Annotated in this window: 17 protein-coding genes; 3 read left to right on the top strand and 14 right to left on the bottom strand. The window is 38.5% G+C overall.

Annotated elements, in window-relative coordinates; all coding sequences use genetic code 11:
- Positions 1–2: 2 nt before the first annotated feature.
- Complete coding sequence (locus A1s21148_RS00335) at positions 3–881, bottom strand: sugar nucleotidyltransferase (protein ID WP_095670521.1); 879 nt, start codon at positions 879–881, stop codon at positions 3–5.
- A gap of 17 nt (positions 882–898) precedes the next feature.
- Here A1s21148_RS00335 and rfbB point away from each other — a divergent pair, with 17 nt between their 5' ends.
- A complete protein-coding gene (gene rfbB, locus A1s21148_RS00330) occupies positions 899–1,831 on the top strand; it encodes a dTDP-glucose 4,6-dehydratase (RefSeq protein WP_095670520.1) in 933 nt (310 codons plus the stop codon).
- Between the two features lie 210 nt (positions 1,832–2,041).
- A complete protein-coding gene (locus A1s21148_RS00325; RefSeq protein WP_190276890.1) occupies positions 2,042–2,698 on the top strand; it encodes a class I SAM-dependent methyltransferase in 657 nt (218 codons plus the stop codon).
- An 86-nt stretch (positions 2,699–2,784) separates the two neighbouring features.
- On the opposite strand, the gene A1s21148_RS00320 is transcribed toward A1s21148_RS00325, so the two are convergent.
- The 13 genes from A1s21148_RS00320 to A1s21148_RS00260 form a co-directional block, all read right to left on the bottom strand.
- Complete coding sequence (locus A1s21148_RS00320; protein WP_095670518.1) at positions 2,785–3,858, bottom strand: TIGR00180 family glycosyltransferase; 1,074 nt, start codon at positions 3,856–3,858, stop codon at positions 2,785–2,787.
- An 18-nt stretch (positions 3,859–3,876) separates the two neighbouring features.
- Entirely contained in the window at positions 3,877–4,440 is a 564-nt protein-coding gene (locus A1s21148_RS07600) for a dTDP-4-dehydrorhamnose 3,5-epimerase family protein (protein ID WP_095670517.1), read from the bottom strand.
- The gene (locus A1s21148_RS00310) at positions 4,437–5,369 is read right to left on the bottom strand and encodes an NAD-dependent epimerase/dehydratase family protein (protein ID WP_095670516.1); all 933 of its coding nucleotides are present in this window, start codon (positions 5,367–5,369) and stop codon (positions 4,437–4,439) included. Before A1s21148_RS00310 ends, A1s21148_RS07600 begins: the two co-directional genes overlap by 4 nt.
- Complete coding sequence (locus A1s21148_RS00305; RefSeq protein ID WP_190276889.1) at positions 5,369–5,785, bottom strand: sugar 3,4-ketoisomerase; 417 nt, start codon at positions 5,783–5,785, stop codon at positions 5,369–5,371. The genes A1s21148_RS00310 and A1s21148_RS00305 overlap by 1 nt, the downstream gene beginning before the upstream one ends.
- Before the next feature lie 163 nt (positions 5,786–5,948).
- Positions 5,949–6,929 carry an NAD-dependent epimerase/dehydratase family protein gene (locus A1s21148_RS00300; protein ID WP_190276888.1) on the bottom strand — a complete coding sequence of 327 codons (981 nt, stop codon included), beginning with the start codon at positions 6,927–6,929 and terminating at the stop codon, positions 5,949–5,951.
- 18 nt (positions 6,930–6,947) lie between these two features.
- A complete protein-coding gene (locus A1s21148_RS00295) occupies positions 6,948–7,679 on the bottom strand; it encodes a cephalosporin hydroxylase family protein (protein WP_095670513.1) in 732 nt (243 codons plus the stop codon).
- Entirely contained in the window at positions 7,666–8,775 is a 1,110-nt protein-coding gene (locus tag A1s21148_RS00290; RefSeq protein WP_095670512.1) for a DegT/DnrJ/EryC1/StrS family aminotransferase, read from the bottom strand. The genes A1s21148_RS00295 and A1s21148_RS00290 overlap by 14 nt, the downstream gene beginning before the upstream one ends.
- Positions 8,765–9,994, bottom strand: coding sequence for a class I SAM-dependent methyltransferase (locus A1s21148_RS00285; protein WP_095670511.1), 1,230 nt, complete (start codon positions 9,992–9,994; stop codon positions 8,765–8,767). Before A1s21148_RS00285 ends, A1s21148_RS00290 begins: the two co-directional genes overlap by 11 nt.
- Positions 9,995–10,141: 147 nt before the next feature.
- Positions 10,142–10,843, bottom strand: a complete 702-nt coding sequence (locus A1s21148_RS00280) for a class I SAM-dependent methyltransferase (protein ID WP_095670510.1) — start codon at positions 10,841–10,843, stop codon at positions 10,142–10,144.
- Positions 10,844–11,157: 314 nt separating this feature from the next.
- On the bottom strand, positions 11,158–11,838 hold the full coding sequence (locus tag A1s21148_RS00275; RefSeq protein ID WP_095670509.1) for a class I SAM-dependent methyltransferase: 681 nt from the start codon (positions 11,836–11,838) through the stop codon (positions 11,158–11,160).
- A complete protein-coding gene (locus tag A1s21148_RS00270) occupies positions 11,826–12,551 on the bottom strand; it encodes a cytidylyltransferase domain-containing protein (RefSeq protein WP_095670508.1) in 726 nt (241 codons plus the stop codon). The genes A1s21148_RS00275 and A1s21148_RS00270 overlap by 13 nt, the downstream gene beginning before the upstream one ends.
- Positions 12,552–13,589 carry an N-acetylneuraminate synthase family protein gene (locus A1s21148_RS00265; protein ID WP_095670507.1) on the bottom strand — a complete coding sequence of 346 codons (1,038 nt, stop codon included), beginning with the start codon at positions 13,587–13,589 and terminating at the stop codon, positions 12,552–12,554.
- 11 nt (positions 13,590–13,600) lie between these two features.
- On the bottom strand, positions 13,601–14,212 hold the full coding sequence (locus tag A1s21148_RS00260; RefSeq protein ID WP_095670506.1) for a glycosyltransferase family 2 protein: 612 nt from the start codon (positions 14,210–14,212) through the stop codon (positions 13,601–13,603).
- 74 nt (positions 14,213–14,286) lie between these two features.
- Between A1s21148_RS00260 and A1s21148_RS00255 the strand changes: the two genes are divergently transcribed.
- Entirely contained in the window at positions 14,287–15,015 is a 729-nt protein-coding gene (locus A1s21148_RS00255; RefSeq protein ID WP_095670505.1) for an acylneuraminate cytidylyltransferase family protein, read from the top strand.
- Position 15,016 lies beyond the last annotated feature (1 nt).

Below are 15,016 nucleotides of genomic sequence, written 5' to 3'. Positions count from 1 at the left end.
AACTAGTTTGCCCCTTCAATTAAGGCTAAAAGTGCTGTCCTGTACTCCGATTTTCCATATTTGGTTGCGTTACGGGCTAGTTGTTCAGAGTCTATGTTTCCAATTTGCCAGGCGGCTTCATCTGGGGACCCTACAAGTAGCCCCTGGCGTTTCTGTAATGCATGGACAAACTCTGAAGATTCAAGAAGTCCCTCCTGAGATCCAGCATCCAACCAGGCGGTGCCCCGCGGTAAAACATTCGCGTGCAATCTCTCTTGACTTTCATAAACTTTAAGTAGGTCAATTATCTCAAACTCACCTCGCGCAGATTTTACGAGTTTCTTGCTCTCTTCAATCGCATCATAAGGAAAAGAATAGAATCCGGTGATTGCCAAGTTACTCTTCGGAAGAGATGGTTTTTCTTCTAGAGACATGATCATTCCGCGTGTATTGATTTCAACGACGCCAAAATCAGTTGGATTAGAAACCGAAAAACAATATATTGAAGCTTTTTCTGGGATTACATTCGCCGAAAGACTTCTACCCGTACCTAGACCATAAAGAATATTATCTCCAAGCCCCAGTATAATGTGAGTGTTCTCTTCCAGATACGGTTCAGCTATAGAAAAAGCCTGTGGAATTCCTTCTGGACTATTCTGGATTGCGAAATTTATCTCGATGCCCCATTGACTTCCATCGCCAAGTAGGTTTCGAAACGATTCAACATGCTCAGCATTTGTTATGAGCGTCAGACTCTTTACTCCCGCAAGTAGCATCGTACTTATTGAATAGAAAATCATTGGTTTATCGAATATCGGCAAAAAATGCTTATTTACCGACTTGGTCAGAGGGCCAAGTCTTGTTCCTAATCCGCCAGCTAATAGTATTCCTTGGGACTTCATAAGGTTATAGTACCTCCATGCCCAAAATAATTGTGACTGGTGGTGCTGGATTTATAGGATCACGCTTTGTTGCGTTGCTATTGGAAAACGACCTTCCGGGGTTTGAGGACTGGGACGTCATTGTAATTGATGCCCTTACATATGCTGGAAGTTATCAAAACATAGTTGGATTTGAGGAAAATAAAAGGTTTAAATTCGTTCACGGTAACATTCTAGATGCTCCAGTGATTGATGATTTGATTCGAAATTCAGATGGAATAATTAATTTTGCCGCAGAAACACATGTAGATAGATCAATATCTTCACCACGTGAATTCATCGAAACCAATTATCTAGGGGTTGCAAATATTCTTCAGTCAATTCATAAATACTCCAAAAGATATTTGCAAATATCAACCGATGAGGTCTACGGGAGCGTTTTGAATGGGTACTCAGTTGAGTCTGATTCACTGGATCCCTCATCTCCATACAGCGCTTCTAAAGCAGCTGCAGACCTCCTTGTGCTTTCATATAAAAAAACTTTTAACTCAGATGTCGTAATCACCAGATGCTCAAACAATTACGGTCCTAATCAGTTTCCAGAGAAGATAATTCCATTTTTTATTAAATTGCTTAAAGAAGGAAAACAAGTCCCCGTATATGGAAACGGATTGAATACGCGGGACTGGATTCATGTCGATGACCACTGCAAAGCGATAAATTTGGTTTTCCACCATGGTAAATCGGGAGAGATTTATAATGTCGGAGATGTAGAACATCTAACTAATTTAGAACTAGTCGAGATAATATTAAATGAATTTAGTTTTGGAAAAGAAAGAATCGAATTTGTACAAGATCGTCTTGGCCACGATTTTAGATATGCGATCAACTCAAATAAAATTCGTAGTGAGCTTAACTGGACACCTGTACTAAATATTCGCGATGAGATTCGCAGACTCATAAAAATATGAGAGATCGCGATTATCCAATAGGCTTAATGAATTGGAGATGAGAATATGTTTAGACTTACGCCGAGAAACGTTCTAATTTTAAAGCACTACTTGACGAGAAGAAAACGAGCGCTGACCTACTATTCAAAGAAATTAGAAGAGATCGAAGATTGGTCATCAAGTAGAACTGAGTTTAGCAATTTCTACTATGAGCTTGAGGAATCAAATCTCATGGATTTGGCTTCGTTACTGGCACTTATTCTTAATGTTAAGTATGAATTAGTAATGTATTACTTCTCTGAAGTTCGTAACGATGGAAGTCTCCACGCTCATATCGCGAAATATTTCGCCCAAAATAGCAAGCTTAGAGATTCAAAAGCTGAGTACGCGAGACGGATAGGTTGGTATGCAATTGCAAGAATCTTGAAGCCAGCGACAATCGTAGAAACTGGCGTAGCGCAAGGAATGGGGAGCTGCATCTTGTCCTTAGCTCTTATGAATAATGCAAAGGACGGAGCTGAGGGGTATTACTACGGAACTGATATTGATCCGAATGCAGGGGGCATGTATTCAGAGCCTTATTCAAGTTTTGGTGAAATAATTTATGGGGACTCAATTCAATCGCTTAAAGAACTTAATGTTACGATTGATTTGTTTATTAATGACTCGAATCATGATTTTGATTATGAAAGAAGCGAATATGAAACAATCAAAAAGAGTTTGAAACAAGAATCATTTATTCTTGGAGATAACTCTCATGTTTCCGATTCGCTTCGAAATTTTTCTATCGCAAATAATAGACAATATGTTTTTTTTCGCGAGGTGCCCAAAGATCACTGGTATCCAGGAGCTGGGATAGGAATATCATTCATGAGACAAGATATTTAGCAACTTGCGTCCATCCGAATGCGTTTAGAAAGAAATGAGTGCCAGCGGATCCCAATGGGTGATGTGAATGGGAAGACAGTTCTAAATTAGCTCATGTCTCGGTCGAAAGTCCGCTTTTTAACATTTGTGAGAAAATTTTGAATTTCTTTGATTTGAAGGAGTGTATTTTCTGATATTTGTAGTCCAGTTAGAACCAATTTTGGTTCTATATTTAACCTCTCCTTAATTTTGTATTGAATTTTTTTAAGCAGCGTAGAGGTGAAATTGCAGGACCGATTTAGATGCTTAAATAAAGAAAATTTCTTGGGGTTCTTCGATTGAACTAAAATCGGAGCCGCTTCCCCTTGAATCGATTTACCACCCAGAATCAAGGAAATATAGTCCTCGACTCTCCGATTCTCCGCTCTCCACACTTCATTACTCTCTCTTGAAATATCACTTTCGAGAGTCTGAGAAATCATAGTATCGTGAACTTGGTGAAACAATAATGTTTCACCTTCTAAATTCATGTATTTGCCTTGTGTAAGCCAGTATAGATTTAAGAAATCTTCTAATGTGTCATAGCGAGTCAATTTCAATTCCGCTGCAATCTCCCATGATCTCAATAGGGATTTGGTAGTAATCACAGAATGCCAGTATGAACGCTTAGTCTTTCGATAGCTTGATATACGCTTGAATGGATCGTCTTCTAAATAAGAGTCAAATTGGCCAAGCTTGCGGACATAACGTATTTCGCCAAATATGGAATTTTTCGACGTAGGGCGAACTGATAGACCGAAATCTAAAGCACCTCCATTACATAAAACAAAATCAGCTCTTGATTCGAGAAAAATCATTGATTTTTCAAGTGCATCACTAAAATAGAAGTCATCATCGGAGGCCATAAATGTGAATTTTGTCTGAACTGATTTCAACGCAATAATCGTTTTCGAAATAAAATCTGAAATGCTCAAATCTGGACCTGGATAAATGTACTTAATGTCAAGAAGACCTGATATTTTTTCAACTTCATGGCGGAGTTGGTCTTCTGTACTTCCGTCTGCAACCACAACCGGAAATTTCTGATGAGTTAGAGCGGCGTAGTCTAACCATCTCTTCGAAAAGTCAAATCTATCTTTGACCAATAGTAAAATTGTTATATCTTCCTTCGGTTTCATCATAATTAATCAATGATTCGATCAGATAATTCTAGATTGAAATTCGTTAAATTTTTCATTACTAAGAATCTTTGTTAGTCCAACAAACTTCATATCGCGTATTGATCTAATAGAATTGCCGAATGTAATGTTTAGATCACTAAAACTAGAGAAGTTAATCCCGTACTGTAATGAATCGTCATAGTACGTGGAGGTCTTGTATGCCATCACGACTTCTGAACTTTCGGCAAAAAAGCCATGAGCCACTCCAGGCGCTGCCAAGACCTGAGATGTACCTTCAGTAGAGAGATCTAGTATATGTAACTTTAAATAGTCACTGGATTTCGGATCTACATCTAGAACGAAATACCTTACTGATCCCCTTAATAAAGTAGATAATTGCCATTGATTCTCTTGAATATGTAAACCTCTTAGCACGTTCTTGTGCGAAAAACTGACACTGTCTTGAACGAAATTAACATCAATATCTATAGCTTGATTTTGTCTGAAGTGCTCTAGAAAATGGCCCCTATCATCATAATATCGGTTGATTTTCCGCGTCCAGACTTTGGAATACTTCTTCTGAAAATCGTCATTCGTGGTCACCTTAAATCACCCAATAACTTTAAGGTTTCAGAGATATCATTTTCAATCGACGCTCTATAACTGAAGCCGGTGCTTACGAATTTTTCATTTGATACCTGAAGATCTAAATCATTCATACGATCGTTATCCTCTATAGTTATATTAATGCTCTTGTTTGTGACACTTTCGAAAATCTGCAGGATATCAGTGATCGAATAATTTTTGGTGACTAGATTATAAGTTTCATTATAAATTGCTTTATTCGAAATAACAAAACAAATTGCATTCACAAAGTCAATCAGTCCAAGATAGGGTCTTTTTTGAGTTAGCGCTGACCTCCATATGCTTATCGGCTCTCCGATTGCAATTTGAAAACAAAATTTATTGATTGCTGTATGAAATCGCATACCCTCAGATTTTCCATGAATCGTTCCAAGTCTAAAAATGACTCCCTTCCCTCCTCGAGCGAAAAAATTATTTACAGACTCTTCCTCGACTGTCTTACATCGCGCATATATGTTCGGATTACTCTCAAGTGGTTCAGTTTCTAGAATATTTAAGCCTGTTGATGTATAGATGCTAGTGCTTGAAGGAAAGATTAATGGTATTTCAAACTTTTCACACAATGAAATAGCAGCAAGGGTAGCGGCCAGATTATTGGCTTCTAAGTCGGCATAAGTTAGTTTTCCAGAAGTTAGATCGTTTATCGCTGCTAAATGGATTAACAAATTAGCATCTGAACACCTTGCAATACTGGAAGCGTTAAGTCGGCGAATATCATCTTGTATGAAAGTATATTTCGTTTTCAATGGGAGCTCGAAGAGTGACGAATAGCGCTGAGTGGTTAGGGAATCAATTATTACAATCTCAGATACGTCAATTAATTCGGGTATTTCACGAATTAGTCGTGACCCTATGTGACCTAAACCTCCTGTTATAATGATTTTCATTAAATACTCTTTTCTAAGTTAAAAGATTCTACGTCTCGTATATATTCGGCTTCCATATACGGTTGATCACAAAGCACTGTGATAAGTGCTGGACTTTGAAACTCAAGTTCGACCCAAATTCCTTTAGGAACAAAAAGAGCAAAGGTAGAATCTTGTAGATAGTAATTTGTAATCTCTTTTGAATCGGAGCATAAAACATTTACGCTTCCTGAGTTACATATAAAAATTTGATTACATAATCTGTGTGCGTGACCACCCCTTGTAGTTAGGCCGTCAGTTTGAATAAAGAAAACTCTACTTAACAGAATTTTGAAGGTTTTTTGAATTTCTATAACAGTCAATTGACCTCTATCATCACTAATAACGTCTAAATCTTGCAATAAGACATCGTTAATTGAAGAAGTTGTGTATTCCATTGGTAAAAGATATACCATTATCCTTGTTGGCGAAGTTAACTCTGCGGAACCGGCGATGAAGTTAAGTCACCGGGGTCTCCTTCGTAGATTTAAAATTAACCCAACAATTTCAATGGTTTGATAATCCGCTCTTAGAATAGTAATCGAACAGACTTAGATTGAGTTAAATCTTTGAGTCCCTTGTAAAAATCGAGTATACAGACTCTCGTATACCTTCAGACAGAGTTATCTTTGCTTTCCAACCTGTTTCATACCCGAACGTGGTTTGCCGCACAAATCCATTGCGCTTTTCAATATCATAGCTATTCGCTGGAAAATCTTTTTGGTAAAGTTTTGTTCGAATTTTAGCAATATCGTCTATTTCTCGAATGACTATTTGAAGCATTTCAAAAACACTTGTCGCCACATTCGTTCCAATATCGTAAGATCGATGCTCTAGTTTTCGTCGATATTCATAACAAGTAAGAAGTGCATTAATGACATCTTGAATATGAATGTAGTCTCGAACATAGTTGCCGGTTCCGAAATAAGTCAGAGGTTGTCCAGATATTCCCAATCTGATACAACGGTCTAGAAAACCTCGTTGAGCGCCATCTGTCCTCTGATTATTTCCGTAAACATTTGAAAGGCGGAGTACAAAATTTTGGCTAACAATATTTTCCCTTACATATTGATCACCATAGACCTGCGTAGTTAACTTGCTGCACTCATAGAAAGTTTGGGGATTTGGGTAGCTTGTATCAGTAGAAGCAGGCATTTCCAGTCCGTATTCACTAATCGATCCTGTCTGTATTAGGACCGGTCTAGAGCCAGACTCCTTCACGCTTTCAATAATTGTCACAAAACTTAAAAGAGTATTTGTGACATTTTTTACCACATTTTCTCGCGCCTCATAGGCGCTATTCTGAGAAGCGAGATGGAAAATTACATCTATCTGAGGCACTAAAATCTTCTTAGGGGCATGCCAATTAAAATAAATCTCATGAAATAACGGATGGCTGGAGATACCTGGCCGACTTGTAACACCAAATACCTCCCAGCCTTCAGCAAGTAATCTTGGGACTAGAGTGCTGCCGATATTTCCAGACGAACCAGTTACAAGAGCTCGCTTAATTGAAGAATTATTCTCATCGAGAGTTGGCAAACCCATTCCCCTTAGAAACTATTCCGTACAAAGTAAGTAGCCATTTGGATTGAATGAATTTATAGCTCTCTTAGAATACATGTTTTCAAAAGTAAAATTCGAATTATTTTTAAGAAAATCATGCATTCCTGTCATTGGGTTATTCCCCGGTCCCCATGGCCTAGGACGATGAGTTTGAAGAGGAATCTTCTCTACAATTGTGTCAGAAACTATTATGTAATTGCCTTTCTTTAATAATGGAGACCAAAGTTTCAATTCAGCATGGACGTGCTCATGGGTATGGTTGCTATCTAAAACAAGCATTACATTTGCGTCGGCAGGAATTTCATTAGCTATTCTAGAAAAAACTAAAGGGTCAGTGGATGATCCCTCAATCAAAGTTATTCGATCAGCAACTGGAATTCCTAGAATTGCTTCCCGATTGTGATCGGGAATCGTTACATCAATTCCAAACGTATGTCCGAATCCTTGGAGTTCTTGGAATCCAGCGTACATGGCTAAACTTCCGCCCCATGCAATACCAGCTTCTATGATTACATCCGGCTTGGTATCCCACATAATTTCTTGAGTTAACACTATATCTTCTGGCATCTGAATTATCGGCAATCCCATCCAAGTCCAAAAATAACCATATTTATGCTTATCTGACTGAATGACGAAATCTAGACCTTTTCTCCTAAGATCTGAGTCTAAATAGGCATTCTGAATATCAATAACTTTATCATTTTCAAATTCCTCACGATTGAACATTGTTTATCCCTTCAATAACTCGGTTGACATCGCTTTCATCTAATTCCGGATACATCGGTAACGAAAGCACGGTTGCAGCTAAATGGTTTGTATTTGCCAACGAGTCCCCGTCCATCGGTTGATACTTTAAGTATGCTGGTTGCGCATGTACCGGCTTCCGATAGTGTATTCCTGGAAATATTTCAAGTCGGCTAAAATCTTTAATCATTTTTTCTCTGATGTTTGTTCTAATTACAAATAAATGAAAAGCATGAATAGCGTTAATTGAAGTTGTTGGCAAGATAACTTCAGAATTATTTATTCCATTTCTATACAACATAGCAATTTCATTTCGACGTTCAATCGATTTTTTTAAATCAGCGAGCTTTACTTTCAGAATTGCTGCTTGAATCTCGTCTAATCTTGAAACTCCGCTAATTTCTAATGACGTCCTATTTAAATCCCAGCCATATTCGCGAATAAGTCGAATTCTTTCGGCCAGTTCATCATTATTTGTTAAAACTGCACCGCCATCTCCAATTGCACCTAAGTTTTTGGTGGGGTAGAAACTAAAACACGATACCGATCCGAATGATCCAACTTTTTTTCCATTCCATTCAGCACCGTGCGCCTGCGAGCAATCTTCAATTAAATGAATACCCACCCTATCAACCAATTCCAATAGGCGATCCATATCACAGGGGTGCCCATATAGATGCACGGCAATTATTGCTTTTGTTCTTCTGTTTATGGCTCGCTCGGCCAATTCGGGAATCAAAGTAAATGTATCTAGATCTACATCAACAAAAACAGGTTTTGCGCCAGTTGTGCATATAGCAGCTACGGTAGCAACCGCCGTATGAGATGGAGTGATGACTTCATCTCCATGGCCGATTCCTAGCGCCCTCAACGACAAAATAAGGGCATCTGTTCCTGAATTTACTCCCACGCAATTTCTGGCCCCTATATATTCAGCGAATGCAATCTCGAAGTCTTGCACTTCTGAGCCTAAGATATAATTTCCTGAATACACTACTCTTTCAATCGCTTCAAAAATTTGAAGGCGGCTTTTCTCATTTTGTTTAGCTGGGTTAGCAAACGAGAGTTTAGTTTTCATGAAATTCCACTACTTCAACTTTTGGAACAAATCTAATCCATTTCATTCCCTGTGACGTCAACATGGACTCTTTTCGAAGGATCTCAATTTCATGATTCCATGCAAACAGAACTAAATAATCCGGCGGATTGGCACGCATGGTTTCATGCGAAACCACTGGGATATACATTCCAGGAGACAGCTTGCCTTGTTTATCCGTAGTGGAATCGGAGATATAGCTAATTAATTGCGAATCAATTTTGCAGTAATTTAACACTGTTGTACTTTTTGAAGTCGCCGCGTACCCAGCTACTTTGTAGCCTTGTGAGTTTAGTTTTTTCAGCAGTTTTAAAAGTTCAAACTTTCTAGATTCGCACTCAGATCCAAACTTCTTGTAAGTTTCAACTTGGTCATATCCACGTTCTAATTCCTGATCAATAAGCCTAGCCACATTGTCGCTAATTTGAAATTTATCACGATGTGCAATTACGTATCTCATTGAACCACCATGAGTTGATTGTGGAATGGCATCTATCAATTCCAACCCAACCAAGTTGAAAACTTTTTGAATTGCTAGGATTCCAAAAATGTAAACATGCTCATCATAAATCTGATCATAGGATGTTTTTTCAATCATGCTTCCTACATAAGGTTCCTCGAAAATAAACTTTCCGTCTTCATGAAGTAACATATTGATTCCAGTTGCAAAATCCAATAGATCCGGGATATGACACACAACGTTTGCCGCAAATATCAAGTCAGCACTCTGATAACTAGTTTTAACATTCTTTGCCACAGTTGAATCAAAAAAAGCAATTTCGGTTGATATTCCACGTTCCCTTGCTCTTGCCACAACATTTGCAGATGGATCAATGCCTAAGTGACGCAAACCGCGATTTTTTGCTGCTTCTAGAAGTGTTCCATCATTACATCCAATTTCAACAATAAAGACTTCCTTTGAATCAGCGAGAACTTCATTAAAATATTCCTCGAACATTTCATGAAAGTGAATTCGCATGTGTTCCGATAATCCAGTAAAGAACTTGTATTCGTCATGAAACATTAATTCTTTAACGGGTTGTTCATCTATTTGCAAGAGATGGCAATCTTGGCAGAATGAAGCAGATAGGTTGAACCTGTAATTGTCACTTTCAATCTCTTTGACGAAGTTGTTGGCAATCGGCATCGATCCAAAATCGACCACATTTTCAATGTCTTTGCTACAAATTCTGCATTGCAATTCTGAACTCCTGTTCTTTTGTAGCTTTTTAGCTTATCGTTGACACCGAATATACCCCATGGTTTTCGAATGCCCGCTTCGGACTTGGCAGTTAGTCAACCTAATTCTTAGTTAATGCTCAAATTTAACATAATGGAGAGTTGCTCATCATAATAGTTTGTAAACCATCGTTTGGGGCATCCTTTCACTCCCATAGTCAAATCCAGATGCCAGAGTTTGTGGATAATCTTCCGCCGATACAACCGAATATCCTTGTGCTAGCAGTTTTTGATTGAATTCATTTAAATTTCGGAAGCAATACGGAATAAAATTTCCATAGTAGTTTTGAAGCGTCCAATAACTTTGTGAACTTGTAGCAATAAAATCGTCAAGCACTAGATATTGAGGATGATGAATCTTTTTGAAGTTTTCAAAAAATATTTCATCAGAAATATATTGCAATGTAGAATTGGAGTAAACGAGAGAGATTTTTTCTAGTCGAAAGATTGGTTCCCAGGAATCTACAAACTGTACTAGGTGCGTCTCTTTAAATTCTTTTGAAAATTCATCGCAAATTTCTTTAATTTCTAAATTAATGTAAGTTAAAGGTCTTTGAATCCTCGCTCGGAGTAAGTGGAAAATCCAACCACTACCTCCTCCAATATCTAAAACGATTTCGATTTGTTCATTCTCTTCTAAAAAACGAACAAGGCTTGAATGTCTCGGTGAGATCCCTTCTCTAGACATATCCAAAAATAATTGCTGGCGAGTCTTCCATCTTTCTGTAGAAAACGCATCACTGGGATTAATAAATTTTTGCTCTCTAAGTGCGGTTTCAAGTGATTCAAATTTTCCCTGAAAGATCTCCACGGGAAGACGATATCACGTGAAACCTTCCTGTATTCCGCAAGAACATTTTGATTCGTTGTTTCTACGTTTGACATACTTGGTCATAGTGAGAAGTTGGATGCATGGAAATTAGTTTCTAGTGGTCGAGAGATGATCGGGTGCTCAAAATAATTTACTCAGCTTTTCCTAAAATACAAGAAGTTTTTTGGCAAATCGCTCACTCAATATACTAAAATCTGGAGTAGAAACAATTCTGTAAAATTAATTTTAATCAAGGTTCGCCATTAAATTTTTTTCTTCCTTATTTTTCAATTCTATCAAGACAAAAACGGTTCCTATGCGTTGTCTCTGGTTATAGGTTTTGTAAAGGCTAGATTCATCATATTTCTAGGAAATGCACAACCTAGTCGAGGTGTTCTAAGGAAAATTCTTGCGATAAACTTGACGAAATCCCATCTCGAAGCGTAACCGGACTTTAAGTACGGGTATTGGACTCCCGAAAAAGAGAAGCCCTCACGTTCGCAAACAAGTTTCAACTGTTTAAAACCTGGTAACCAATAGTTACGCGGAAAATCAAAGGCAGGTAAGTCGCCAAAAATGCGAAAGTAGATCGAGTCTGTGTTAGGAGTCGCAATTAAAAATAAGACTCCGCCGGGTCGTAGTTTATCGAAAGCGGTTTTTATTGTCTCAAAAGGTGAAGGGAGGTGTTGAATGGTTCCTCGCAGAACAATCACGTCAAAAATTTCAATAGCATCCTGCAGCTGTTCAATTATTTGAATGGACGATTTTTTTGCTTCCTTCGCAGCATAAGAATTAATTTCAATACCAAATTTTCTGCCTTGCCAATTAATGAATTTGAGAAATTCTCCAGTGCTGCATCCAACATCGCAGACTATTCCAGTATTGTCAACATATTTGTGCATAAACTGGGCTTCAAGGGCAAAGGACTTCATGCGGCTTAAGTCATTCAAATTTCGTTTACTAAAATACTCGTCCCCGAACTCTATTTTTTGCATAGAAAGTTTCCTATCTCTCTGTATTGGCTCGCAGAAATATCCCCTCCCGGAATTATATGAAAATCAACAACTAATTGATTCAACATTTTCAGATCCTCCGCAGTATCTACAGTTAAGTCAAAGGAGGATTCAAAGTATTTTTCAGGGAAGGTTTCTATAAACTTACAATTTTCTGGCATGGTTTGATATAAATCAGAAGTTACATGCTCAAAATTTGCAAGGGCAAACATTTTTCCTGTAAATAAATTCTCTGCTAGATATCGTGACATGGACTCCCCGCCGATGCCTATTGGGCCGACTCTGAGTGGATTGAAATGGTTATAAAGCAGTTGATCTACTTCATGGTCGATATGAACGAGGTCTGAAATCAGATACCTTGAAAGTAGTGGTCGGTCAGCGCAGATTCTGATCACTCCGTTAGAGATGTTTTCAGCCAAGAGTTCATCGAGGTGTGATTTATACGCTCCTTGAAATCTTTGAAAAACATTTTCCTCACTGCCTTTGAATATGCGAACTCGTGGAAATTTGAATCGCACAAAGCTTTCAAGTTCTAGTTCTTCTGTTGTGTTTGGGATACAGAGAACCACTGTATGCTCATTTTCAAGATCAAGACAAGCCGATAACACCCATTCGATTATTGCCACTCCACCAATACTAAGAAGCGATTTGTTTGGGAGTCGCTTAGAAGTCGATCTTGCTTGTACCAAAATCATTTAGGTGAAATCTGATAATTGCACCAACTGATCGGCGCTTACGTTTTGCAACAGTGTCTTTCCTACAATAGCTGCGTATTGAGTCGGAGATACTCCTATACCCGGTCGCTTGAAAAGTAGGTGTTCAAATTCGATCACTTCACCAAGTGCCAAATCTTTAGAATAAACGATACTCCTGCGGGCTCCTTGTCGCGCAGGGATCTCACATTCCAAAATTTCTTCTCCGGAACCCATCAGCAAATCTGTTTGCTTAACAATGGAGAGAATGTTGGCAAAGTCTTCTGCGCTTCCTGAATGGTAATGGTCGTTACCTTGGAGTTTTTTGTCATTGGTAAAGTGTTTTTCAATCACCGACGCCCCAAATACCCTGGCAATGGAAAACCTTACAAATTCAATTTCAGCAACATGATCCGAAAGTCCAATTCTTAATTCTGGAAAGTTAAGACGTAAGTTAGAAAGGAATTTAAGGTTTGAGTCAAATAAATCTGTAGGGTAGTTAAGTATACAGTGTAATAAAGTTACATCGCTATTGCCGTTTTGAGTAAGTGTATCAACCGCTGTTTGAATCTCTTTTAAAGTTGCAGCGCCAGTTGAGAGAATTATTGGTTTATTGAATCTAGAAATTTTCTCCAAAAGGGGGGTGCAAGTGATATCAGCAGATGCAATTTTGAAGTAGTCAACAACTTCGCTTAAAGGTTCAATCCATTCCAAATTAAAGATGGAAAGGCCAAACTGTAAATCTATTGAGTGGGCAAAATCTGATAACTCTATATAGTCAGAAATACTAAAACGATCATATTTTCGAAACAATTCAATTTGAGATTTAGTCTCTTCTTTGGATGTATCCCAGTAAGCGGCCGCTGCTCGAGTAACTAAGTTTTCAGCTTTGTATGCTTGAAGCTTTACACTGTGGCACCCTGCAGATTTGGCTTCTTGAAACATTTTCTTTGCGGTATTTATGTCTCCTTCATGATTAACGCCAATCTCCGCCAGGAGGTGAAAGTTATTATCGAATCTTAATGTTTGAGGTGCATTCATGATTTTTACTTTCAGTTTAATGTCGCCCGGCTGGTATTTGCTTCATGCATTCTATACCGGTATAGACTTATCGGTAAATTCAACATCTTGTAACTTCGAATAAACCTTTCCAGTAGTTCTCTCTCTTCAAAGACTCTTAAATCATCATTGTAGAGTCCGATGTTTATTAGTGCTTCCTTTTCGAACATAATTCCACATGCGATAGGAGCATCTGGAAAACTTCTCCTACCGATTATTTCGCCATTTTTAGAGACTAAATGATAATCGCAGCTGACTGCTTTGTGAGTAACTACATCGTTCATCGCGAGAAATAGTGTTTGAAGGAAATACTCAGAGACATAGTCGTCCGCATCAACCCTCACCACGTATCGACCATGTGCCATTCTGATTCCCACATTGGATGTATACCCAATTCCCATATTTCTGACGTTTGACTTGATTTTTACCATTTCGATATCTCGGTAGTTTTCCATTACCTTCAAAGTTGAGTCTGTACTGCCGTCATTTACAAGAATAATCTCAAATGGCGCTTCAATTTTCTGATTAAGGAGTGATCGAATACAAGTTTGGATATATAACTCTTCATTCCAGGCGCAAACTACAACAGAAATTAGTGGTTCCATGGTCTTGCCTCCACTAATTTGCTTCAATTCGGTATGGTTTCATTGTCAAATGCTAGTCTAAAGAAATTGAGAGAATGAAGGAAGCCATGGCGTCAACCGTTGGATTAATCCCCGCTCGAGGGGGGTCGAAAGGCATAGTTAACAAGAATCTGAGGTTACTTGACGGCGTCCCGTTGATTGCGCATGCAATCAAAGCGGGACTGGAATCAAATCTCGATCGCGTCATAGTCATGACCGACTCCCTTGAAATTCAACAAGTAGCCTTGAATTATGGCGCAGAGTGCCCGGTTTTAAGGCCAGAGGACACTGCCACCGATACCGCACACATGTTCTTGGTGTACAAGTTTGCGATGGAGTTTTTAAAGTCTAGGAATGAACTTCCGCATAGTTTCTGCGCGCTTCTGCCAACAACTCCACTTCGCAAAGTATCACAAATAAATGAAACAGTAGAAAAAATTCAATCCGGCAATTTTGATTGGGTTTTTACTGTGAACGAAATTGAGCACCATCCTTACAGGGCGATGCAAGTAATAAAAAATGAAACCATTATTCCTTTTAATCAAATAGATGCGCACACTCTTTGGTCTAATCGTCAGGAGTTACCAAGGGTGGTGCGCTTTAATGGGGGCACAATGTGTGGATTGGCAAAGCATGCCTTGATGAACCAGGAATACAACATCGACGGTTTAAACACATTTCAAACCAGAGTTGGTTATGTAGATATTTCACAAGAAGATGCCTACGATATTGATACGGAATTCGACCTTGAGATCGTTTCTTCAATCTTAAAAAGAAGATCTTAGG

The sequence above is a fragment of the Candidatus Planktophila lacus genome, assembly GCF_002287925.1.
Lineage (GTDB): Bacteria > Actinomycetota > Actinomycetes > Nanopelagicales > Nanopelagicaceae > Planktophila > Planktophila lacus.
This window is presented reverse-complemented; position numbering and strand designations above follow the sequence as displayed.

Bases quoted from the DNA above. Each gene is read 5' to 3' on its own strand.
- A1s21148_RS00335 (WP_095670521.1), bottom strand. From the start codon at position 881: ATGAAGTCCCAAGGAATACTATTAGCTGGCGGATTAGGAACAAGACTT.
- rfbB (WP_095670520.1), top strand. From the start codon at position 899: ATGCCCAAAATAATTGTGACTGGTGGTGCTGGATTTATAGGATCACGC.
- A1s21148_RS00325 (WP_190276890.1), top strand. From the start codon at position 2,042: ATGGATTTGGCTTCGTTACTGGCACTTATTCTTAATGTTAAGTATGAA.
- A1s21148_RS00320 (WP_095670518.1), bottom strand. From the start codon at position 3,858: ATGATGAAACCGAAGGAAGATATAACAATTTTACTATTGGTCAAAGAT.
- A1s21148_RS00310 (WP_095670516.1), bottom strand. From the start codon at position 5,369: ATGAAAATCATTATAACAGGAGGTTTAGGTCACATAGGGTCACGACTA.
- A1s21148_RS00305 (WP_190276889.1), bottom strand. From the start codon at position 5,785: ATGGAATACACAACTTCTTCAATTAACGATGTCTTATTGCAAGATTTA.
- A1s21148_RS00295 (WP_095670513.1), bottom strand. From the start codon at position 7,679: ATGTTCAATCGTGAGGAATTTGAAAATGATAAAGTTATTGATATTCAG.
- A1s21148_RS00290 (WP_095670512.1), bottom strand. From the start codon at position 8,775: ATGAAAACTAAACTCTCGTTTGCTAACCCAGCTAAACAAAATGAGAAA.
- A1s21148_RS00275 (WP_095670509.1), bottom strand. From the start codon at position 11,838: ATGCAAAAAATAGAGTTCGGGGACGAGTATTTTAGTAAACGAAATTTG.
- A1s21148_RS00270 (WP_095670508.1), bottom strand. From the start codon at position 12,551: ATGATTTTGGTACAAGCAAGATCGACTTCTAAGCGACTCCCAAACAAA.
- A1s21148_RS00265 (WP_095670507.1), bottom strand. From the start codon at position 13,589: ATGAATGCACCTCAAACATTAAGATTCGATAATAACTTTCACCTCCTG.
- A1s21148_RS00260 (WP_095670506.1), bottom strand. From the start codon at position 14,212: ATGGAACCACTAATTTCTGTTGTAGTTTGCGCCTGGAATGAAGAGTTA.
- A1s21148_RS00255 (WP_095670505.1), top strand. From the start codon at position 14,287: ATGAAGGAAGCCATGGCGTCAACCGTTGGATTAATCCCCGCTCGAGGG.